Annotated in this window: 20 protein-coding genes and 1 pseudogene; 10 read left to right on the top strand and 11 right to left on the bottom strand. The window is 64.5% G+C overall.

Annotated features, from left to right (window positions below; all coding sequences use genetic code 11):
* From AWB83_RS11125 to AWB83_RS11115, 3 genes are all read right to left on the bottom strand, one after another.
* A partial coding sequence (locus AWB83_RS11125) for an IS1182 family transposase (protein ID WP_143750035.1) occupies nucleotides 1-824 on the bottom strand: 824 nt, incomplete at its 3' end.
* Between the two features lie 108 nt (nucleotides 825-932).
* Entirely contained in the window at nucleotides 933-1313 is a 381-nt protein-coding gene (locus tag AWB83_RS11120; protein WP_087045168.1) for a c-type cytochrome, read from the bottom strand.
* A gap of 114 nt (nucleotides 1314-1427) precedes the next feature.
* Nucleotides 1428-1793: a c-type cytochrome gene (locus AWB83_RS11115; RefSeq protein ID WP_061121774.1), complete on the bottom strand. Its 366-nt coding sequence runs from the start codon at nucleotides 1791-1793 to the stop codon at nucleotides 1428-1430.
* A 397-nt stretch (nucleotides 1794-2190) separates the two neighbouring features.
* Here AWB83_RS11115 and AWB83_RS11110 point away from each other — a divergent pair, with 397 nt between their 5' ends.
* The 6 genes from AWB83_RS11110 (at nucleotide 2191) to AWB83_RS11085 (ending at nucleotide 7965) form a co-directional block, all read left to right on the top strand.
* On the top strand, nucleotides 2191-3033 hold the full coding sequence (locus AWB83_RS11110; protein ID WP_087045166.1) for an AAA family ATPase: 843 nt from the start codon (nucleotides 2191-2193) through the stop codon (nucleotides 3031-3033).
* Between the two features lie 46 nt (nucleotides 3034-3079).
* A complete protein-coding gene (locus tag AWB83_RS11105; RefSeq protein WP_087045164.1) occupies nucleotides 3080-3670 on the top strand; it encodes a GNAT family N-acetyltransferase in 591 nt (196 codons plus the stop codon).
* Nucleotides 3671-3695: 25 nt separating this feature from the next.
* Nucleotides 3696-4871 (top strand): vWA domain-containing protein, encoded by a 1176-nt coding sequence (locus AWB83_RS11100; protein ID WP_087045162.1) that lies wholly within the window; start codon nucleotides 3696-3698, stop codon nucleotides 4869-4871.
* Between the two features lie 14 nt (nucleotides 4872-4885).
* Nucleotides 4886-6082, top strand: a complete 1197-nt coding sequence (locus AWB83_RS11095) for a benzoate/H(+) symporter BenE family transporter (RefSeq protein WP_087045160.1) — start codon at nucleotides 4886-4888, stop codon at nucleotides 6080-6082.
* A 274-nt stretch (nucleotides 6083-6356) separates the two neighbouring features.
* Nucleotides 6357-7310: a transaldolase gene (tal, locus tag AWB83_RS11090; RefSeq protein WP_087045158.1), complete on the top strand. Its 954-nt coding sequence runs from the start codon at nucleotides 6357-6359 to the stop codon at nucleotides 7308-7310.
* A gap of 226 nt (nucleotides 7311-7536) precedes the next feature.
* Complete coding sequence (locus tag AWB83_RS11085) at nucleotides 7537-7965, top strand: VOC family protein (protein ID WP_087045156.1); 429 nt, start codon at nucleotides 7537-7539, stop codon at nucleotides 7963-7965.
* A 20-nt stretch (nucleotides 7966-7985) separates the two neighbouring features.
* On the opposite strand, the gene AWB83_RS11080 is transcribed toward AWB83_RS11085, so the two are convergent.
* From AWB83_RS11080 to AWB83_RS11055, 6 genes are all read right to left on the bottom strand, one after another.
* Nucleotides 7986-9095, bottom strand: a complete 1110-nt coding sequence (locus AWB83_RS11080) for an FUSC family protein (protein WP_087045154.1) — start codon at nucleotides 9093-9095, stop codon at nucleotides 7986-7988.
* Nucleotides 9096-9252: 157 nt separating this feature from the next.
* Entirely contained in the window at nucleotides 9253-10803 is a 1551-nt protein-coding gene (gene mctP, locus AWB83_RS11075) for a monocarboxylate uptake permease MctP (protein WP_087045219.1), read from the bottom strand.
* The gene (locus AWB83_RS11070) at nucleotides 10803-11057 is read right to left on the bottom strand and encodes a DUF3311 domain-containing protein (protein ID WP_087045151.1); all 255 of its coding nucleotides are present in this window, start codon (nucleotides 11055-11057) and stop codon (nucleotides 10803-10805) included. The genes mctP and AWB83_RS11070 overlap by 1 nt, the downstream gene beginning before the upstream one ends.
* Nucleotides 11058-11285: 228 nt before the next feature.
* On the bottom strand, nucleotides 11286-12188 hold the full coding sequence (locus AWB83_RS11065; RefSeq protein WP_087045150.1) for a class I SAM-dependent methyltransferase: 903 nt from the start codon (nucleotides 12186-12188) through the stop codon (nucleotides 11286-11288).
* Nucleotides 12157-12663, bottom strand: coding sequence for a DNA-deoxyinosine glycosylase (locus tag AWB83_RS11060; RefSeq protein WP_087045148.1), 507 nt, complete (start codon nucleotides 12661-12663; stop codon nucleotides 12157-12159). Before AWB83_RS11060 ends, AWB83_RS11065 begins: the two co-directional genes overlap by 32 nt.
* Nucleotides 12660-13301 carry a chorismate--pyruvate lyase family protein gene (locus AWB83_RS11055; protein ID WP_087045146.1) on the bottom strand — a complete coding sequence of 214 codons (642 nt, stop codon included), beginning with the start codon at nucleotides 13299-13301 and terminating at the stop codon, nucleotides 12660-12662. Before AWB83_RS11055 ends, AWB83_RS11060 begins: the two co-directional genes overlap by 4 nt.
* A gap of 168 nt (nucleotides 13302-13469) precedes the next feature.
* Here AWB83_RS11055 and AWB83_RS11050 point away from each other — a divergent pair, with 168 nt between their 5' ends.
* A complete protein-coding gene (locus AWB83_RS11050; RefSeq protein WP_244197662.1) occupies nucleotides 13470-15221 on the top strand; it encodes a tetratricopeptide repeat protein in 1752 nt (583 codons plus the stop codon).
* A 132-nt stretch (nucleotides 15222-15353) separates the two neighbouring features.
* Nucleotides 15354-15611 carry a hypothetical protein gene (locus tag AWB83_RS11045; protein WP_087045144.1) on the top strand — a complete coding sequence of 86 codons (258 nt, stop codon included), beginning with the start codon at nucleotides 15354-15356 and terminating at the stop codon, nucleotides 15609-15611.
* A gap of 58 nt (nucleotides 15612-15669) precedes the next feature.
* Here AWB83_RS11045 and htpG read toward each other — a convergent pair whose 3' ends face one another.
* On the bottom strand, nucleotides 15670-17574 hold the full coding sequence (gene htpG / locus AWB83_RS11040; RefSeq protein ID WP_087045141.1) for a molecular chaperone HtpG: 1905 nt from the start codon (nucleotides 17572-17574) through the stop codon (nucleotides 15670-15672).
* 167 nt (nucleotides 17575-17741) lie between these two features.
* Between htpG and AWB83_RS11035 the strand changes: the two genes are divergently transcribed.
* Nucleotides 17742-18296 carry a Rhs element Vgr protein gene (locus AWB83_RS11035; RefSeq protein ID WP_087045139.1) on the top strand — a complete coding sequence of 185 codons (555 nt, stop codon included), beginning with the start codon at nucleotides 17742-17744 and terminating at the stop codon, nucleotides 18294-18296.
* Here the strand turns inward: AWB83_RS11035 and AWB83_RS11030 are convergent.
* Complete coding sequence (locus tag AWB83_RS11030; RefSeq protein ID WP_087045137.1) at nucleotides 18293-19756, bottom strand: aminotransferase-like domain-containing protein; 1464 nt, start codon at nucleotides 19754-19756, stop codon at nucleotides 18293-18295. The two genes, AWB83_RS11035 and AWB83_RS11030, sit on opposite strands and share 4 nt — an antisense overlap.
* A 180-nt stretch (nucleotides 19757-19936) precedes the next feature.
* On the opposite strand from AWB83_RS11030, the pseudogene AWB83_RS11025 reads away from it, so the two are divergent.
* Nucleotides 19937-20602: pseudogene (locus AWB83_RS11025) on the top strand (VOC family protein); the annotation flags it as partial.
* Nucleotides 20603-20669: the final 67 nt, after the last annotated feature.

Raw genomic sequence — 20669 nt, 5'->3', positions numbered from 1 at the left:
ACTGCCTGCACCTGGAACCCGAAGCGTTTGCGTTGACGGTCTAATCGCGCCAGATACGGCTGACTGTCATGCACCGAAGCCGGCGTCACGTGGGTATCGGTGATGATCGCGTGCTTGGCATCGACGGTGCGATGGTCCAGATAGAAGAAGCCCTTGGGCTTGTCGTCGCGCACCATGTAGCCGCTCTCGGGATCGGTGCGACTGACCTTGATCTGTTTGCTCGGCGGCGCCTGATCGTCGTCATCGCGCTTCAAAGGCTTCTTGCCTTGCGCGGCACGGTCCGCATCGATTGCCGCATCCAGCCCGGCCAGATACGCCGAAGGCGTTTGTGCCACCTGCAGCTCATCGAACTTGTTCTTGTTGGCGTTGGCCTTCAGATGCGTGCTGTCGCTGTACAGCACTCGGCCATCGACCATGCCGTGCCCGATTGCCTGGCGCACGATCTCGTCGAAGATCTCCTGATACACCGTCGTGTCGACGAAGCGTCGTCTGCGATTCTGCGAGAACGTCGAGGCGTCCGGCACCTTATCGCTCAGGCGAAAGCCGGCAAACCACCGATACGCCACATTAACCTGAACCTCGCGCATCAATTGGCGCTCACTGCGCACCCCGAACAGGTAGCCGATGAACAGCAGCTTGAACAGCACCACCGGATCGAGCGCCGGTCGGCCGTTGTCCGCGCAGTAAAGATGCGCAACCTTCTCGCGGATGAATTCGAAATCCACCGCCGCGTCGATCTTGCGCAGCAGATGGTCCTTCGGCACAAGCATCTCGAGCGTCACCATCTCGAGCTCTTGTTGGGCGGGTGTCGGCTTCTTAAGCATGACCTCTATTAAAGAACAAAGCCCTGGGCAGAGCCAGGGCTTTGTCAGCAGTCTGACACCCCGCAGAAGCGGGGTGTTTTCGTTTTTCAGGCGTGGCGTGAAGCGGGCTTACTTCTTCAGCACGAGGCTGCCGTCGAGCGACTCGATGTAAGCCGCGATGTCCTTCAGATCGCTCTGCGACAGGTTCTGCACCTGCGCCGCCATGATGGCGTTGTTGCGGCCGAAGTTCGCGTTGCCGCCGCCGATCTGGTACTGACGCAACGCCCAGTAGATATAGCTCGCGTGCTGACCCGCGAGCTTCGGATACTCGCCGCTCACCGGCTTGTTGAGGCCGGGGCCGTGGCAGGCCGCGCAGTTGTGGCTTTCTGACAGCACCTTGCCGTTGCTGGCGTCGGCCGCGTGCGCGGTGCCGAACGCCGTCATGCCGATGAGCGCCGCTGCCGCGCATGCTGCCTTGAAGCTGTTACGGAGTGCCTGAGAGGGCTTCATGAATTCTCCTGTGTCGTCCGAGTCGGCGCTTCGGCGCTCGCTCTGGACCCATGCAAATAGCGCCCGCGTGCTCGGATCGCCGTATCGACGGCGCCGGTCCGCTGCACGCGCGGATCACTTGTCGGGATTGTTCTTCGATTGGGGCGTCTGCGCGGCGTAATACGCGGCGATATCGGCGATGTCCTGATCCGAAAGCGTCGTCGCGATGGCGCGCATCGTGTCGAAATGACGGTCGCCCTTCTTGTAGGCGTGCAGCGCATTGGCGATGTACTGCGCGTTCTGTCCGCCCAGCATCGGCACCTCGTAGACCTCGGGGTACGCGGTGCGGTAGCCGGGGATGCCGTGGCAGCCGATGCACATCGCGACCTTGCCCTCTGCGGCCTTCGCGTTGCCGACGACGTCGGCCGACGCCTGGGTCGCGAAGCCGGCGAGACCCGACAGCGCTGCAATCACGGCACATTTGCCGACGAAATTGTTCATAGCTTCTAACCTAGCATGAGGGGAAATCCGGCGCTCTTCTGGCCTTGGGCCCGCGCCGAGCGCATCACAACCTTCTCGGGACTGTTTGCTGCTACAGGGTCTGTCGCCACGCAGGCCAAAAAAATCGCGCTAATTGTACCGCGCGACCTACCCCCCGTCCACACGCGAACTGCGCGGAAGCCTTGCTGGCAAGGGGAATCGGCTGAAAAGCAGCAGTTTGATCTGCGACAATTCGTCCCTGTACAAGCGATGAGCCCGCGTGCGCACTGGCGTCGAGCGGCGCCGGGCGCAGCGTCACATCCCGCCGATCGAGCGGCTCAAACGATACCCGGCGCGCCCCAATGCCGAAAGGGCTTCTGACTTATACTGGGATTTTTTTCCCGACCGGATCTTCGTCATGCGTTTCGAAGGCTCATCGCAGTACGTCGCAACCGACGATCTCAAGCTCGCGGTGAACGCCGCAATGACACTGCAACGGCCGCTGCTCATCAAGGGCGAGCCGGGCACCGGCAAGACCATGCTCGCGGAGGAAGTGGCGGGCGCACTCGACATGCCGCTCCTGCAGTGGCACATCAAGTCGACGACCAAGGCCCAGCAAGGCCTCTACGAATACGACGCCGTATCGCGCCTGCGCGATTCGCAGCTCGGTGACGAACGCGTGAAGGACATCCGCAATTACATCGTCAAGGGCGTCCTGTGGCAGGCGTTCGAGTCGGACAGGCAGTCCGTGCTGCTCATCGACGAGATCGACAAGGCCGACATCGAATTCCCGAACGACCTGCTGCGCGAGCTCGACCGCATGGAGTTCTACGTCTACGAGACGCGCGAGCTCGTGAAGGCGAGGCATCGGCCGCTCGTCATCATCACGTCGAACAACGAGAAGGAGCTGCCGGACGCGTTCCTGCGCCGCTGCTTCTTCCACTACATCAAATTCCCCGATGCGGAGACGATGAAGGCCATCGTCGAGGTGCATTTTCCCGGCATCAAGCAGGATCTGCTCGCCAGCGCGATGCAGAGCTTCTTCGAGTTGCGCGGCGTGTCGGGCCTGAAAAAGAAGCCGTCCACGTCCGAACTGCTCGACTGGCTCAAGCTCCTGCTTGCCGAGGACATTCCGCCGGAAGCGCTGCGCTCGGAGGACCAGAAGCAGATCGTGCCACCCCTGCATGGCGCGTTGCTGAAGAACGAGCAGGACGTCGCCCTCTTCGAGCGGCTGCTCTTCATGAACCGCAATCACCGCTAAAAGCGCGATCGAACACCCCCGAGAGACCAACCAAGGAACCGAACGCATGAGCCGCTGGATCGAACCCGTCACGCTCGAAGGCGAACACGTCAAGCTCGTCCCGCTCACCCTCGATCACGAGGCCGCGCTCGCCGCCGCCGCCGCCGACGGCGAACTGTGGAAGCTCTGGTATACGAGCGTGCCCGCGCCTGGAACTACGCGCGCCTATATCGAGACGGCCATCGACATGCGCGAGCGGCTCGGCGCGCATCCGTTCGCCGTGATCGATCCGAAGACCGGCGACGTCGTCGGCTCGACGCGTTACTTCAACGTCGAGGCGGCGCACCGGCGCCTGGAAATCGGCCATACGTGGTACGCGAAACGCGTGCAGCGCACCGCGCTCAACACCGAGGCGAAGCTGCTGTTGCTCGGTCATGCCTTCGAGAAGCTAGATGCCATCGCGGTGGAATTCCGCACGCATTTCATGAACCATCAGTCGCGTGCGGCCATCGCGCGGCTCGGCGCGAAGCAGGACGGCATCCTGCGCAATCACCAGATCGGCCGCGACGGCGCGTATCGCGACACCGTCGTGTTCTCGATCATCGAGTCGGAGTGGCCGGCCGTGCGCACGCATCTGAAGCACAGGCTCGACCGCTGATGTTCGTCACGATGGAGAGCGCGCCATGCTGATCGACTTCTTCTACTCGCTGCGCGACGCGAAGCTGCCGGTTTCGGTGAAGGAATACCTGACCCTGCTCGAAGCGTTGAAGGCGCAGGTGATCGCGCCGTCGCTCGACGAGTTCTACTTCCTCGCCCGCATGACGCTCGTGAAGGACGAGAAGTACTTCGACAAGTTCGATCGCGCGTTCGGCGCGTATTTCCACGGCGTGACGCAGCTTCCCGACGAAGCGTTCGAGATTCCGCTCGACTGGCTCAGGAAGCGCCTCGATCGCGAATTCACCGCCGAGGAGAAAAAGCGCATCGAGGCGCTCGGCGGCCTCGACAAGCTGATGGAGCGCCTCAAGCAGTTGATGGACGAGCAGAAGGAGCGTCACGAAGGCGGCAACAAGTGGATCGGCACGGGCGGCACGTCGCCGTTCGGGCATGGCGGGTACAACCCGGAAGGCATCCGCATCGGCGGGGAATCGTCGGGGAATCGCACGGCGGTGAAGGTGTGGGACGAGCGTGCGTATCGCGATTACGACGATCAGGTGGAAATCGGCACGCGCAACATCAAGGTGGCGCTGCGGCGTCTGCGGCGATTTGCGCGCGAAGGCGCCGCCGAAGAGCTGGATCTGCCGGACACGATCCGCAGCACCGCCGCCAACGCGGGCTGGCTCGATTTGAAGATGGTCCCGGAGCGCCACAACAACGTGAAGGTGCTGATGCTGCTCGATGTCGGCGGCTCGATGGACGATCACATCAAGCGCGTGGAGGAGCTTTTCTCCGCGGCCAAGGCCGAATTCAAGCACCTGGAGTTCTACTACTTCCACAACTGTGTTTACGATTACCTGTGGAAGAACAATCGCCGCCGTCACGCCGAGCGCACGCCGACCTTCGATGTGCTGCACAAGTTCACGCCGGACTACAAGCTGATCTTCGTCGGCGACGCCACCATGAGTCCCTATGAGGTGCTGCAGCCGGGCGGCTCCGTCGAGTACAACAATGCCGAGGCGGGCGCCGTGTGGCTGCGCCGTCTCGCGGACCAGTTTCCGCATCACGCGTGGCTCAATCCCGAGCCCGAACGGCTATGGGAATATCGGCAGTCGATCTCCGCGATCCGCCAGATTCTCGGCAATCGCATGTACGCGCTCACGATGGCGGGTCTCGAAGCCGCGATGCGGGCGTTATCGAAGTAACGACACGAACAGGCATGAAAGCATCTCCTCCGGCGCCCATCGCGCTGCGTCCCCTCTTTGACTCTTCCGTCTCCACCATCGTCGCCGGTTTCGTCGCGATGATGACCGGCTACACCAGTTCGCTCGTGCTGATGTTCCAGGCGGGCCAGGCCGCGCATCTGTCGGACGCGCAGATCTCGTCGTGGATCTGGGCGCTGTCCATCGGCATGGCGGTCTGCACGATCGGCCTGTCGCTGCGCTACCGGGCGCCGATCGTCGTCGCGTGGTCGACGCCGGGCGCGGCGCTGCTGGTTTCGTCGCTGCCGAACGTCGCGTATGCCGACGCCATCGGCGCGTTCGTCGTCTGCGCCCTGCTGCTGACGGCCGTCGGCCTGACCGGCTGGTTCGACACGCTGATGAAGCGCATTCCCGCCGGCATCGCGGCCGCGCTGCTCGCGGGCATCCTGTTCGAGATCGGCATCGAGATCTTTCGCGCCGCGCAGTATCAGACGGCGCTCGTCATCGTGATGTTCTTCACGTACCTCGCCGGCAAGCGCCTCGCGCCGCGCTACGCAATTCCGGCGACGCTCGTCGCGGGCGTCGCGATGGCGGGCGCGCTCGGCTTGCTCGACTTCTCGCGCTTTCATGTCGCGCTCGCGCATCCCGTCTTCACGATGCCCGCGTTCTCGCTCTCGGCGGCGATCAGCATCGGCATACCGCTGTTCGTCGTCGCGATGGCCTCGCAGAACGTGCCGGGCATCGCGGTTCTGCGCGCGGACGGCTACACGACGCCGTCCGCCCCGCTCATCTCCACGACCGGCATCGCGTCGCTGCTGCTCGCGCCGTTCGGCTCGCACGGCGTGAACCTCGCCGCCATCACCGCCGCGATCTGCACCGGCCGGGAAGCGCACGAGGACCGCGACAAGCGCTACACGGCCGCCGTCTGGTGCGGCGTCTTCTATCTGATCGCGGGCACGTTCGGTGCGACCATTGCCGCGCTGTTCGCGGCGTTTCCGAAGGCGCTGGTCGTCTCGGTCGCGGCGCTCGCGCTGTTCGGCTCGATCATGAGCGGACTCACCAACGCGATGCTGGACGCACGCCAGCGGGAGCCCGCGCTCGTCACGTTCATGGTGACCGCCTCGGGGCTCACGCTGCTGTCGATCGGTCCGGCGTTCTGGGGGCTGATCGCGGGCGTGGCCACGCATTTCGTGCTCAACGCGCGGCGGACCTGAGGCGGCCTCACGCCGCGTCGTGCGGCGCGATCCGCGCATTCCTCGGCGGATTTCGCGCCACCCGTCCAGGGGCGGATGGAACGCGAACGCGGACACCGGGTCGAAATCCGGCACCCCGCGCACGGTATCAGCGCGTTTGCCGCGCGCGGGACTAGAATGAGGGAATGACATCAGGGGCGCGCCACGCGAGCGAAGTCGCCGCACGGCGTCGCATTCATGGGCAATCCGCGGGTTACCGCAATTTGACAAAAGGCGCAGGCGCCTAAGACTCGACATGACATCCGCTCTCGACCAGCTCAAGCAATACACGATCGTCGTCGCCGACACGGGCGACTTCCAGCAATTCATCCAGTTCAAGCCGCGGGACGCGACGACCAATCCGTCGCTGATCCTGAAAGCCGTCCAGAAGGACGACTACAAGCCGCTGCTCGAAAAGACCGTCAAGGAGCACGCGAAGCAGCCGATGCCGCAGATCATCGACAATCTGCTGGTCGCGTTCGGCACCGAGATCCTCAAGATCATTCCGGGGCGCGTGTCCACCGAAGTCGACGCGCGGCTCTCGTTCGACACGAAGGCGTCGATCGCGAAAGCGCACGACATCATCAAGCTGTACGAGAACGCCGGCATCGGCCGCGACCGCGTGCTGATCAAGCTCGCCTCGACCTGGGAAGGCATCCGCGCGGCCGAAGTGCTGCAAAAGGAAGGCATCCACTGCAACATGACGCTGCTGTTCTCGCTGGCGCAGGCCATCGCGTGCGCGGAAGCGGGCGCGCAGCTTATTTCGCCGTTCGTCGGCCGCATCTACGACTGGTACAAGAAGGCCGCCGGCGCCGAGTGGGACGAAGTGAAGAACGGCGGCGCGAACGATCCCGGCGTGCAGTCGGTGCGGCGCATCTACACGTACTACAAGAAGTTCGGCTACAAGACCGAGGTCATGGGCGCGAGCTTCCGCACGATGAGCCAGATCACCGAGCTTGCCGGCTGCGACCTGCTAACCATCAGTCCGGATCTGCTGAAGAAGCTCGCCGACAGCGACGAGAAGGTCGAGCGCAAGCTCTCGCCGGAAACGGTGAAGAGCGAGAACGTGGAGAAGATCGCCATCGACGAGCCGACGTTCCGTTTCCTCGTCAACGACGACGCCATGGCGACCGAGAAGCTCGCGGAAGGTATCCGCGCGTTCGCCGCCGATGCGATCAAGCTGGAAAAACTGATCACGGCGCTTCAGTGACCATTCCCGGCCTGAGGACGCGGGAGATCGATCCGCGCCCGATGGTCTGAAGGCAGCGCGAGAAGGACCGCAATCGAGCCGGCGCATTGGTTCGATTTGCGGTCCTTTCCGTTTCGCCGCGCATTGACATCATTTGACCTTTTCCGAGTCGAAGGGACATCCCCTTGCAATAGACTCTCGTGCTCCGGGCGGCATGTCCGCCGCTCAAGCACGGAGTCGTTCGATCATGCAACTGGATACCTATCTCTTCTTCAACGGCGATTGCGCCGCGGCCCTCGATCTCTATCAGGCCGCATTCGGTGCGCAGGTCATCGCACTGATCCGCTTCCGTGACGCGCCGGACGGCGGCAACGTGCCGCCGGAATGGCAGGACAAGGTCATGCACGCGGTGTTCCGCGTCGGCCCGAACGAGATCATGGCGTCCGACGGCCGCGACGGGCAGCCACACAGGGCCGGCACGGGATTCGCGCTGTCGATCGTCGCGGACGACGCGCAATCCGGCGAGCGCGTCTTTAACAGACTGGCCGAAGGCGGCAAGGTGCTCACGCCGTGGCAATCCACGTTCTGGACGAGAGGCTTCGGCATGCTGACGGACCCTTTCGGCGTGCCGTGGATGATCAACGTGGCGGGCGAGAGTGAAGCGAAGGCACCCTGAACTTCAACGCGTCGAACCCATCAACCACTGAGCGGCCGCGCGCCTTCGATATTCCACTGCCGCTCGATCTCCGAAAGACGCAGGCGCAAGCGATCCACCTGCTCGACGAAGCGCATCGCGAGCCAGTGCATGCCCTGCGTCGTCGGGTCGCCGCGATCGTCGCCGCACGGCTGCGCCGCGTGCGCCGACACGTCCACCGCGCGATACAGCAAGCCAACGCGCCCGAAGCGCAGCGCGCGCGCCATCTGCAGAAGCTGCTGGCGCACCGCGTACTCGCGCGGCGAACAGGCGATCGCGAAGCGGCTCTCCGATGCGCCCGTGACATCCGGCATCGAGGTGATCAGCATTTCGAGCGCCGCGAGAATCGAGCGGTGCAGCCGCTGAATTTCCTCCAGCCGCGCGATCGGCACGTCGGTTTCCTTCGAGACCGATTCCATCAGCGCGCGCGACTGCACGAGCCGCTGGCTCATCGCGTAGAAGCGCCGCGCGGTTTCCTCGGCGATGAGCGGTGTGCCGTCGAGCAAGGCGCCGTAGAGCCGCGCGCATTCGCGCAGATTGTCCGCGAGCCGGTAGCGCCATGAATACGTGGCGTATTGCGGCAGCACGAACGAGAACGCCAGCGCGATCACGATACCGATCAGCACGTTGGCCGTGCGCCACAGTCCAGTGCTGAGCGGCAGATCGCCGTGACCGGAGACGATGACCATGGTGATCGCCGTGAGCAGCGCGACATAGCCCGCCTTGCCGATCGCGTAATACGCGCAGCCGCCCGCGATCACGCACATCAGCACGAAAAACAGGAGCAGCGAGCCGAAGAGCGTCTGCACGAGGATGAGAAAGAGCCCGAACGCCGCGCCGAGCATCGTGCCCAGCGCGCGCTCGGTGGCTTTCTTGCGGATGTTGCCGTAGTGCTGGAGCCCGCCGATCACGACGAGCAGCGACACCGACGCCCACACGCCGTGCGGCACGTTGATGCCCGAGGTGACGATGAACGACGTCGCCATCGCGAGCGCGACACGCACCGCGTGGATCAGGTTCGCGTGCCGGTAGCGAAAGTACGGCGACGCGATCCAGTGCAGGAGGCGCGCGAGACGGCCGCGCCTCAGTGACGTCGATGTCGGAGAAAGCATGGTTCGCTCGCGTCGATGAACACACTCGCCCGCCCGGCCGAAACGCGCGCCGCATGAACGAAACGCCCGCAACGGCCAGCGGCTGTTACGGGCGTTTTACCAGCTTTTCGCAAGACGCGTCGAGCGGAAGCCCGGCGCGTTGCCGCATGGCGTCGAATCAGCCTTCCACGATGTCCAGATAGTCTTCCGGACGCGTGCGGTCGTCCGAGCGCTTCAGGCCCAGCACGCGCACGAGCATGCTCACGGCGATCGAAACGACCAGGTTCGCGATCAGCGCCCACACGGCCGCGTAGCCCGGCACCGTGTAGCCGAACAGATGCAGCGGGTAGATCGAGCCCTTCAGTTGCAGCGAAACGGCCATCCACGTACCGACGCCGATACCCACCACCCAGCCGATCAACAGGCCGCGGTGATCGAGCACGCGCGTATAGAGGCCGAGCACGAGCGCGGGCAGCGTCTGGATGATCCAGATGCCGCCGAGCAGTTGCAGCTGGATCGCGTAGGTCAACGGCAGCGCGAGAATGAACACCACCGCGCCGACCTTCACGATCAGCGAAACCAGCTTGGCGACGTTGGTTTCCTGCTCCGGCGTCATCGACGTGTTGATGAACTCGCGATGCACGTTGCGCGTGTAGAGATTCGCCGCCGCGATCGACATGATCGCCGCCGGCACCAGTGCGCCGATGCCGATGGCCGCGAACGCCACGCCCACGAACCACGACGGGAAGTAGTGCAGGAAGAGCGCCGGCACGGCGAAGTTCGCGCCGTAGGCCTTGAAGTACGCCGCGTACTCCGGCATGTCCTTCACGCCCGAGGCGAGCGCCATGTAGCCGAGCAGCGCGAGCAGGCCGAGCACCAGCGAGTACGCCGGCAGCAGCGACATGTTGCGGCGGATCGTGTTGCCCGAGTTCGACGAGAGAATCGCCGTCACCGAGTGCGGATAGAGGAAGAGCGCGAGCGCCGAGCCCACCGCCAGCGTCGCATACGCGCTGTAGCCGTTCAGGCTCGCGGCATCCGGCGCCTTCAACAACAGCTTCTCGGGCGGCACGGTGCCGAAGATGTGCCCGAAGCCGCCAAGCTGCGCCGGGATCACGATGATCGCGGCGATGATCGTGATGTAGATCAGCACGTCCTTCACGACGGCGATCATCGCCGGCGCGCGCAGGCCCGAGGTGTACGTGTACGCGGCGAGAATCGCGAACGCGATGATGAGCGGCAGGTCGCCCACGAACCCTTGCGTCGAGAAGCCGAGCGCGCCGATCACCACTTCGATGCCAACGAGTTGCAGCGCGATGTACGGCATCGTCGCGACGATACCCGTCAGTGCGACGGCGAGCGCGAGCATGCGGCTGTTGTAGCGCGCATGCACGAAGTCGGCGGCGGTCACATAGCCGTGCCGCTTCGCGATGCTCCAGAGCTTCGGAAACACGACGAACGCGAACGGATAGATGAGGATCGTGTACGGCAGCGCGAAGAAGCCCGTCGCACCCGCGCCGAACACGAGTGCCGGAACGGCGACGAACGTGTAGGCCGTGTAAAGGTCGCCGCCCAGCAGGAACCACGTGACGATGGTGCCGAAGCGGCGTCCGCCGAGGCCCCACTCGTCGAGCTGCGCGAGATCGCCCTTGCGCCAGTGCGCGGCGATGAAGCCGAGAATCGTGACGCCGACGAAGAAGAGAACGAAGACGAAGGTTGCGGTGGCATTCATCATCGCGCACCTCCCTGGCCGTTCTTGCGGCCCGACGGCAGCGCCTTGGTCTTCTTATAGACGATGGCGGTGATGACCGCGCTGATCAGCACCCAGAGAAGCTGATACCAGTAGAAGTACGGAAAGCCCCACAGAACGGGCTCGATCTTGTTGTAAAACGGCACCCATACCACACCGATCCAAGGGAGGATCAAAAGCCAAAGCCAGTGCTTGTTGCGCGGTTGTCCGGTGCCCGTCGCAGCTTCGTGAGCCATGAACGGTCTCCTCTTTGTTTTGAGTATTCGCCTTGTTATTGCGAGCCCGGCGGTATGCCGGTCGTCGGGTAGACATGCCGCTGAAAGCACCCCGAAATAACAGGAGGAGTATATGGACCGCCAAAACCCGGTCAAGCAGGGGGAATCCCGACTATTCCCCCTGATTTGAAAGGATTTTGTAAATAGGCCAAAACCCCGCTTTGGCCCTGGCTTTGCGCGTGCCGGCGACTAGATGGAGAACGTGCCGCTCGTCGCCGCGCCCGCGCTCTCGGCAAGACCCTTCACCCATTTGCGCGCGGGCAAGCCGAGTTGCGCCTCGATCAGCTTCGCACGCGCTTGCAGCGCCGCGAACGGCACGTCGAGCGCGGGACCGGCGAACGCCAGCGCGACGCGATTGCCATCGTGCACTTCCGGCAGCGCGATCACGCGCTGCCCGAACGCTTCGTTCAGATGGCGCATGTTGCGCACGAAACTCGGATGATCGCCGAACAGGTTGATCGTGACGACGCCCGCCTCCGGCGCGAGACACGCGCGGCAGGCGCGATAGAACGACACGCTGTCGAGCACGGGGCCGCGCGCGGTCGCATCGTAGAGATCGATCTGCAGCGCGCCGATCGTGCCGTGGTTCGCGCGATCGTTGACGAACTCCCAGGCGTCGCGCTCGGTGACGGTGAGGCGCGCGTCGTCGTAGGGCAGTTCGAACATCGCGCGCGCGGCGATCACGACCGCCGGATTCAGCTCGACCGCTTCCACGTTCGCGCGCTTCAGGAAGCGATGGCAGAACTTGGTGAGCGCCGCCGCGCCCAGGCCGAGTTGCACGATCCGGGCGGGCGTTTCGATGAACAGCAGCCACGCCATCATCTGCTGCGCGTATTCGAGTTCGATGTGATCGGGCTTCTTCAGCCGCATCGCGCCTTGCACCCATTCGGTGCCGAAGTGGAGGTAGCGCACGCCGCCCTCCTCGGAGAACGTCACGGGGGCGAAGCGCGGCTTGCGGGGCGCGTCGATGCGCGGGGCGTTCGCGAGTTCGTCGTCATCGCGTTCGCGCGCGCTGCGTTTTTGCCGGCTGCTTTCTTTCTTGCGGCCGAACGCGCGTGCTTCAGCGGACGCGCGCTTGATCAGAGTCGTCATGTGTGAGGATGTCGCGCCAGAAGCGCAATTTTTGATCGAACGAGAGAATAGCATTCGCCGCGCTCGAGGACGGCAGCAAGAGCGTCGCGTAGCCCGCGGCGCCGATGACCGGCGCGAATCGACCGGACGTCTTGCCGTTGAAGCACACCCTGCGCAGCCTCGGAAAGCGCGAGCGGAACGCGGCGAAATCGTTGGGCGAAGCGTTGCGGATCGCGCTGTCGAGGCTGCCCTTGCGCTCGCATGCGGCGAGCACGTCCCACAGGCCGATGCCGTGGGCGACCAGCCGCGCGAGGCGATCGTCGTAGGCGAGCTCGTGCAAGGGTTCGCCGACGGCCGCGCCGACCAGCCGCCAGAACTGATTGCGCGGATGCGCATAGTACTGCGTCGCCGCGAGCGATGCGACGCCCGGAAAGCTGCCGAGGATGAGCGTGTGCGCCGCCTCGTTGCCAACCGGCGCGAGTCCGGCGAGCTTCATTTGGCTTCGCCGCGCGCGACGCGCTTCGCGTGCGAGCTCAAGTGCGCGTATGAGCGCGCATGTTCGCGCCGACGCGGACCGTGCATCGCGGCAAGCTTGTCCCACAACGCATCGAGCATGCATTCCGTGACCATGAGCGGCGCGCCGTGCCGCTCGAACACCGAGCGGCGCGCGACGAGCGCATGCCCAGTGTCCTTCGCCTGTTCCGCCGCGAGCCGATAAAGCGGATGCCGCGCCGTGAGCCTGCGGCTCGCGAGCGCCGAACGCGATACGCTGCTGTCGCTATAAAGCAGCTCCGCCAGCGGACGCGTGCGCAGACGCCGCATCGACTGCCAGACGCCCGTGCTGTACTCGAGCGCGACGATGCTGTGCGCGACGACGAACGGCACGCCATCCACTTTCAGCGCGACTTCGCGCACCCACACGGGCGCGCGCGGCGTGACACCGAGCGCGCGCGCCTCGTCTTGCCAGGAGACGTCGACGGCCTCGCGCGTGACATCGACCGTCACCGCGCCGAGCGTGCGCAAGTGCGCGGTCAGCGAGCCGCCTCGCGTGAGCCAGTCTTTTTGAGCGTCGGGAAGCGATGGAAGCGGGATGACGCGCCAGTGGGCGTCGGTCGGATCGTTGGGCGTCGGCATGGCGCCGATTATAAAGGCGTGTCGATGCCGCATGCCCAAATAGGAAAGGTCGCATGGACCGATCAGACTCCTCTTCCTATTCTGAACGAACCCCTAAAAAGTGGCTCCGCGTATCCGACCATCCGTCCTGATGCCTCCGCAGCCACGCACACTTCCTCCTTCGCCGTCGTGACTGCAGAAACGCTCTTCATTCCCTCCGCCGAATCCGCGCCTGCGCCCCACCAGGAGTTCGATCCGAGCGAACTCGCCTACCTCGCCACCCTTGGCGGGCTTCCACCCGACGCCCAGCTGCTCCATTCACTAGGACGCCTGCACGTTCAGCAGAAGAACCCGAAGCGCGCCATCGAACGTTTCGAAGCCGCGCTCGCGCTCGCGCCGGACAACCCGGACTGCCTGAACGATCGCGCCATCGCCGCGCTCATGCTGCGCGACTATGAAGGCGCAACACACTGGTTCCGCAAAGCGGTTCGATGCGCGCCGGATAATCCGCGGCTGCATTGCAATCTCGGCAACGCAATCCGCGAGGCAGGCCGAGGCGAAGACGCGATGCCGCATTTTGCGCGCGCGCTTGAACTGAATCCGCAGCTACTCGAAGCCGCAATCGCGAGCGCCGAATTGCTGGAGGCACTGGGCCAGCCGCAAGAGGCGCTTTCAGCGTTTCAGCGGGCGCAACGTATCGCGCCGAACGATATGCGCGCGTTGCTCGGCCAGGGTCAAATGCTGAACGCGATCAAGCGTCACACCGACGCAGAAGCAATCTTCCGGGAGGCAGTCAAGCGGGAGCCGGACAATCTTCGCGCAGTGTTCGGGCTCGCCGTCACGATCGGATCGCAACTGCGGTTCGAAGATGCGCTGCCCTTCTATCGACGCGCGCTCGAACTCGCGCCGAATAGCTACGCCGTGCACAACAACCTCGGTTTCATGCTGACCTGCCTCGGCCGTTACGACGAAGCGGACGAACATCTGCGCCGCGCCATACGACTCAAGCCGGACGTCGCCGATGCGAACAAGCTCCTGGGCATGTCGGAACTGCGGCGCGGCAACTACCGCGCTGGCTGGGCGATGTACGAATTTCGCAAGTCGGGCGGCGAAGCTGGCGGCTATCCTTCGCTCGACATACCGGAATGGCAGGGCGAGCCGCTCTCCGGCAAGCGAATTGTCCTGACCCGCGAACAAGGCGCGGGCGACCAGTTTCAGTTCATTCGATATGCAAGCGTGCTGCGCGCGATGGGCGCGACCGTCGACGTATGGGCAAGCGAAGCGCTCGCGCCGCTTCTCGCACGCGCCGATGGCATCGACCGCGCGATCACCGAGACACCGCGGAACGGATACGATTACTACTGCCCCGTGATGAGCGTGCCTCATCGCCTGAAGGATGACGCGATTCCCGCAACCGCGCCTTATCTATCGGCCGATGCGAGCCTCGCCGGAGAATGGCGCGACCGGCTCGGCGAGGCAGCGGGAGATCGTCGTAGGGTCGGCCTCGTGTGGGCCGGCAATCCCGCTCATCACCTCGACCGCTTCAGATCGATTCCCCTCGACGCCCTTCTCCCGCTTGCGGACATTCCCGGCATCGCGTGGTTCTCGCTCCAGAAAGGCGCGGCCATGGCGCAACTGGACAATTGCGCCGGCCGTTGGCCGATCAACCGCCTCGACGCGCAACTGGACAGCTTCGACGCGACCGCGGCCGCGATCGAATCGCTGGATCTGGTCGTCACGGTCGATACATCCGTGTGCCATCTCGCGGGCGCGCTCGGCAAGCCGGTATGGGTCATGTTGCCGGCGCAAGCCGACTGGCGCTGGATGACCGGGCGCTCCGACAATCCCTGGTATCCGACCGCGCGCCTCTTCAGGCAGCACACAGCAGGCGACTGGTCGCCGGTCGTCGACTCGTTGTGTCGTGCGCTCAGGGCACTTTGATGTCGGCGGTTAGGATCATTCGTATGGAACCGGCGTCTTGATCGGCACAGACTGTCGTGTCGGCCATGCTTGTTGCTCTCGGCCGCGCGCGTGCCAGGCGAGAACACTGGCAAATCACTGAGAGGCTATCGAATGTCGGAAAACAAGAAACAGACATCAAAAAAGGTTGCGCATCTGGCGGCGGAAACGCTGCACGATCCCAAAGCGTCCGGAATCGCCAAGAGTCTCGCGGCCTCCGCGCTATCGCAGTCACATACCAGCAAGCAGACCAGCGCCGAAATGGAGCACAAGGCGAGCGAAGTGCTGCACAGTCCTAAGTACTCGAAGGAAACCAAGACGCTCGCCGCATCGGTCCTTGCGCAGGCCAACAAGGAGCGGAAGGTCAAATAAAAACGCGCTGCCGGGTGAACCCCGGCAGCGCGTGCGTCAGAAAACCTCGAGCGGAAGCTTAGCGCGCCAGCAACAGCGCGTTCGTCCGCTTGACGAAGCTCGCCGGATCGTCCAGTGCCCCGCCCTCGGCCAGCATGGCCTGATCGAAGAGCAGATGGCACCAGTCCGCGAAATTGGCATTGTCGGCATTCAGCGCCTTCACCAGCGGATGCTCCGGATTGACTTCCAGAATCGGCTGCATCTCCGGCGCCTTCTGGCCCGCCGCCTTCAGCATGCGTTGCAGATAGCCGCTCATGTCGCCCTCATCGGCGACGAGACAGCTCGGCGAATCCGTCAATCGGAAGGTCAGGCGCACGTCCTTCGCCTTGCCTTCGAGCGCTTCCTTCATCTTCTCGACAAGCGGCTTCATCTCTTCGCCGACCTTCTCCTGCTGCTGCTTTTCCTCGTCATTGAGCGCGCCGAGATCGAGGTCGCCGCGCGCCACGCTCTGCAGCGGCTTGCCATCGAACTCGTTCAGGAACGACAGCATCCACTCGTCGACGCGATCCGTCAGCAGCAGCACCTCGACGCCCTTCTTGCGGAACACTTCCAGATGCGGGCTGTTCTTCGCGGCCTGCCAGCTGTCGGCGGTGACGTAGTAGATCTTCGTCTGCTCGGGCTTCATGCGCGCGACGTAATCCGCGAGCGACACGTTCTGCTCGTCGCTGTCGTTGCGCGTCGATGCGAAACGCACGAGCTTCGCGATGCGTTCGCGATTGCTGAAGTCCTCGCCGATGCCTTCCTTCAGCACCTGGCCGAACTCATTCCAGAAGGTTGCGTACTTCTGCTTGTCGGCGTCATCCGTGGCTTCGGCCGAGGACGTCGCGATATCCTCGAGCATCGACAGCACGCGCTTGGTCACGCCTTCGCGGATCGCCTTCACGTCGCGGCTTTCCTGCAGGATTTCGCGCGACACGTTGAGCGGCAGATCGGCGGAATCGACCACGCCCTTCACGAAGCGCAGATACGCGGGCAGCAACTGCTCGGCGTCGTCCATGATGAACACGCGCTTCACATACAGCTTGAGGCCGCCGCGATGCTCGCGGTTCCACAGGTCGAACGGCGCATGCTTCGGCACGTACAGCAGTTGCGTGTACTCGCTGCGGCCCTCGACGCGATTGTGCGTCCACGCGAGCGGATCGTCGTGATCGTGCGAAATGTGCTGATAGAACTGCTTGTACTGCTCGTCGCTGATGTCGCTCTTCGGACGCGTCCACAGCGCGCTCGCCTGGTTGACGGTCTCGTCCTCGTCCTTCGTGACCATTTCGCTCTTCTCGGCGTCCCACTCTTCCTTCTTCATCAGGATGGGCAGCGCGACGTGATCCGAATACTTCTGGATGATCGACTTGAGCTTGTACGTGGAGAGCAGTTCGTCCTCGTCCGGACGCAGATGCAGCGTGATGGTCGTGCCGCGTTGCGCGCGCTCGATGTCCTCGACTTCGAAATCGCCCTCGCCCGCGCTCGTCCAGCGCACGCCCTGGCTCGCCGGCAAGCCGGCGCGGCGCGTTTCGACGGTGATCTTGTCCGCGACGATGAAGCCCGAATAGAACCCGACGCCGAACTGCCCGATGAGCGCGGCGTCCTTCTGCTGGTCACCGGAGAGCTTCGAGAAGAATTCCTTGGTGCCCGAACGCGCGATGGTGCCGAGATGCGAAATGGTCTCGTCGCGGCTCATGCCGATGCCGTTGTCGTCGATGGTGACGGTGCGCGCCGCCTTGTCGAACGACACGCGGATGCGCAGATCCGGATCGTTCTCGTAAAGTGCGCTGTTCTCGATGGCCTCGAAGCGCAGCTTGTCGGCGGCATCCGATGCATTGGAAATCAGCTCGCGAAGAAAAATTTCCTTGTTGCTGTAGAGCGAATGGATCATCAGGTGCAGAAGCTGCTTCACTTCTGCCTGAAAGCTCATGGTTTCTTGCGCCATGGTCGGGTCCTCTTGTGTTGATTTCGTTGGTGCGATTCAGTCCGCCGCGCGCATCGCCCGTGCGGCCGATTCGCCGGATATAAGGGCCGCCAGGCGTTTTTCAAGAGCCGGCGGCCGCGCTCGGCTAACATGCGTCTCCCGAACGACAAACCAGCTCCGGATCGACGATGCCCTTCCTGTCCAGACGCGACCGTCATGCCCGGCCCCTCACGCGTGGCGAAACCGCGATGGCCCGGCTCGTGTTCGGGGACGCGATCGACTATTCGAAGGTCTCGGTCTACGCCTGCGGATATCTCCCGTTCGGCCTGCAGCCGTCGCGCACGGCGATGGCGCCGAACGGCAACCTGTATTTTCCGCGCGGCTGTTTTCAGGACGACTTCTCCGTCTGCGACCTCGCCGGGCGCATGTGGTTCATTCACGAGATGACGCACGTCTGGCAATTCCAGCTCGGCTACCCGGTCAGGCTGCGCGGTGCAATCCGCGTCGGCCTGCCGTATGCCTACACGCTCGCCGAGGACAAGCGCCTCTCGGACTACAACATGGAAGCGCAGGGCAACCTGCTGGCGGACTATTTCGCGCTCCGGTTCTGCGACGGGCAAAACCGCCTCTGCGAGCATCGCTACCGGCACATGCCGGGGGCGCTCGCGCTCTTCGAGACCGTGCTCGCGGACTTCACTCGCGCGCCGTCCGAGCGGCGCAACCTGCCCGGACGCGCACGCTAGGCGCTGCGCCGCGAAGCTCTTTCCAGGCAGTTCGACAGCAGTTCGGGCAGGGCCGGATCGCCGCAATTGGCGACGTTGAAGCGCATCCAGGTCGTCGGCGACTGATGCGGCGAGAACAGGCTGCCGGGCGTCAGCAGAAAACCCGCTTCGTGTCCGGCCGCCGCGAGACCGTCGGAATCGACGCCCGCATCGGCCCACAGGAACATGCCCGCCGACGGCGTCGCGAACAGCCTGAGGCCGGTCTTCTCGAGCATGCGGGCGGTCTTCTCGCGCACGCCGTCGAGGCGCGCGCGCAGCCGCTCGACGTGCCGGCGGTAATGACCTTCGGTCAGGACCTTGTAGACGACGCGCTCGTTGAGCTCCGGGCTCGTCATGCTGGCGAGCATCTTCTCGTCGGCGAGCGCCTTCGCTACGTCGGCGGACGCCGCGATATAGCCCACGCGCAGATTTGCCGCGAGCGTCTTCGAAAAGCTGCCGAGGAAGATCACGCGCTTCAGCTGATCGAGCGATGCGAGCCGCGTCGCGGGGAAGCCCGCCGGGCAGAGATCGCCGTAGACATCGTCCTCGACGACGATGAAGTCGTACTCCTGCGCGAGCTGCAGGATGCGATACGCCTGCGCGGCGGTGAGCGACGTGCCGGTCGGGTTCTGCAAAACGGAGTTGATGATCAGCATCTTCGGACGCCAGGTCGCGACGAGCGTCTCCAGCGCGTCCAGATCGGGGCCGTCCGGCGTGTACGGCATGCCGACGAGCCGCGCGCCCTGCGACGCGAAACGGCCGAACATCTGGAACCACGCGGGATCGCCGACGATCACCGCGTCGCCCGGCTTCACGTAGAGGCGCGCGATCAGGTCGATCGCCTGGGTGATACCCGACACGAGCACGATCTGCCGCGCCGCCGATGCGCCGATCTCCAGCTCCTCCAGCCGCGTCTGCAACTGCTGGCGCAACGGGAGAAAGCCTTGCGGCGTGCCGAAGCCGAGCATCTGGGCGCCGCTCTGACGCGACAGCGAGCGCAGCGCGTTCGTGATGAGCTCGCCGTCGAGCCAGCGGCCCGGCAGATAGCCGAGACCCGGACCTTTTTCCGGACTGGACGTATGCAGCATGTTGCGCAGCAGCCAGACCACGTCGATGGCGTTCTGCACCGGCTCGCGCTCCGCGGCCACGGCGGGCGCCTCGCCCTTTGCGACCAGCGCGGGCCCGATGCGCTCGCGCACGTAGAACCCGGAGCCGCGCCGCGAATCGAGATAGCCGTGGGCGACGAGCCGCTCGTACGCCTCGACGACCGTGAAGCGCGACACGCCCTTGTCGAGCGCGAGCTTGCGGATCGAGGGCATGCGCATGCCGGGACGGAACACGCGCTCGTCGATGCGGCGGCGGCCCCATTGCACCAGTTGATCGACGAGCGTGAGTTGCGCGGCGTCGTGCGGGGCGGGAATCTGGTCGAGCGGTACGGACATGCGGACCTCCGATGTTCGGCGAGCGCATTCCAGCGCTGCGGGGAACTGTACCGAATAGTATTGGGCTGATTGTACCGTTACTGTTACGGTGATAGCAGCTACATTCTGCTTTCGGGCTGCTCGACGCGCGGGCAGGAAGCGTTATGCTATCGGCCCCTTAATCGTTGCGCCGCGCCAGTCATGACCGAACATCGACTCAAACTCGATCACCTCGTGATCGCCGCCCGAACACTGGAAGAAGGCGCGCAATTCGTCGCCGGGAAATTCGGCGTGGAGACGGCGCCGGGCGGCGCGCATCCGCTGATGCGCACGCACAACCGGCTCCTGAACCTGTGGGGCGGCGCGTATCTGGAAGTGATCGCGATCGACCCGGAAGCAGCGTCCGTCAACTCGCCCCCGCCGCGCCTTTTCGCGCTCGACGATCCGGCAATGCAGCGCCGTCTCGAAGAGCACGGCCCGCAGCTCGTGCACTGGGTCGCGCGCGTGGAACGGCCGAAGTCGCTCGTCCGCTGGCGCGAGCAGTATCCCGAGCGCATCCCGCCGGTTGCGGCGATGTCGCGCGGCGGCAATACGTGGGGCCTGACCGTGCCCGACGACGGCGCGTTCCCCGCTTGGCAAGGCGCCGGCGAGGGCGTGCTGCCGTCGCTGATCCAGTGGGACACGCCGCGCCATCCGAGCGGCGCGCTGCCGGAGACGGGCATCGCGCTGCGTTCGCTGGCGGGATTCCATCCGGACGCGGCGGCGATTTCCGGGCAACTCGCGTGGCTCGGCGCGTCGCATCTGATGCGCGTGCAGGCGACGTCGGGCGCGCCGGTGCTCGTCGCGCAGTTCGATCTGCCGGACGGCACCGTGCTCACGCTCGGCGAATCGGCGGAACAGGCTCGGGCGCGCGAGGAAGAGGCGCAACAGGCGG

The sequence above is a fragment of the Caballeronia ptereochthonis genome, from assembly GCF_001545075.1.
Lineage (GTDB): Bacteria > Pseudomonadota > Gammaproteobacteria > Burkholderiales > Burkholderiaceae > Caballeronia > Caballeronia ptereochthonis.
The sequence above is the reverse complement of the archived record's forward strand: the minus strand, read 5'-3'. Positions and strand labels throughout refer to the sequence as shown.

Bases quoted from the DNA above. Each gene is read 5' to 3' on its own strand.
- AWB83_RS11120 (WP_087045168.1), bottom strand. From the start codon at position 1,313: ATGAAGCCCTCTCAGGCACTCCGTAACAGCTTCAAGGCAGCATGCGCG.
- AWB83_RS11115 (WP_061121774.1), bottom strand. From the start codon at position 1,793: ATGAACAATTTCGTCGGCAAATGTGCCGTGATTGCAGCGCTGTCGGGT.
- AWB83_RS11110 (WP_087045166.1), top strand. From the start codon at position 2,191: ATGCGTTTCGAAGGCTCATCGCAGTACGTCGCAACCGACGATCTCAAG.
- AWB83_RS11105 (WP_087045164.1), top strand. From the start codon at position 3,080: ATGAGCCGCTGGATCGAACCCGTCACGCTCGAAGGCGAACACGTCAAG.
- AWB83_RS11100 (WP_087045162.1), top strand. From the start codon at position 3,696: ATGCTGATCGACTTCTTCTACTCGCTGCGCGACGCGAAGCTGCCGGTT.
- AWB83_RS11095 (WP_087045160.1), top strand. From the start codon at position 4,886: ATGAAAGCATCTCCTCCGGCGCCCATCGCGCTGCGTCCCCTCTTTGAC.
- tal (WP_087045158.1), top strand. From the start codon at position 6,357: ATGACATCCGCTCTCGACCAGCTCAAGCAATACACGATCGTCGTCGCC.
- AWB83_RS11085 (WP_087045156.1), top strand. From the start codon at position 7,537: ATGCAACTGGATACCTATCTCTTCTTCAACGGCGATTGCGCCGCGGCC.
- AWB83_RS11080 (WP_087045154.1), bottom strand. From the start codon at position 9,095: ATGCTTTCTCCGACATCGACGTCACTGAGGCGCGGCCGTCTCGCGCGC.
- mctP (WP_087045219.1), bottom strand. From the start codon at position 10,803: ATGAATGCCACCGCAACCTTCGTCTTCGTTCTCTTCTTCGTCGGCGTC.
- AWB83_RS11070 (WP_087045151.1), bottom strand. From the start codon at position 11,057: ATGGCTCACGAAGCTGCGACGGGCACCGGACAACCGCGCAACAAGCAC.
- AWB83_RS11065 (WP_087045150.1), bottom strand. From the start codon at position 12,188: ATGACGACTCTGATCAAGCGCGCGTCCGCTGAAGCACGCGCGTTCGGC.
- AWB83_RS11060 (WP_087045148.1), bottom strand. From the start codon at position 12,663: ATGAAGCTCGCCGGACTCGCGCCGGTTGGCAACGAGGCGGCGCACACG.
- AWB83_RS11055 (WP_087045146.1), bottom strand. From the start codon at position 13,301: ATGCCGACGCCCAACGATCCGACCGACGCCCACTGGCGCGTCATCCCG.
- AWB83_RS11045 (WP_087045144.1), top strand. From the start codon at position 15,354: ATGTCGGAAAACAAGAAACAGACATCAAAAAAGGTTGCGCATCTGGCG.
- htpG (WP_087045141.1), bottom strand. From the start codon at position 17,574: ATGGCGCAAGAAACCATGAGCTTTCAGGCAGAAGTGAAGCAGCTTCTG.
- AWB83_RS11035 (WP_087045139.1), top strand. From the start codon at position 17,742: ATGCCCTTCCTGTCCAGACGCGACCGTCATGCCCGGCCCCTCACGCGT.
- AWB83_RS11030 (WP_087045137.1), bottom strand. From the start codon at position 19,756: ATGTCCGTACCGCTCGACCAGATTCCCGCCCCGCACGACGCCGCGCAA.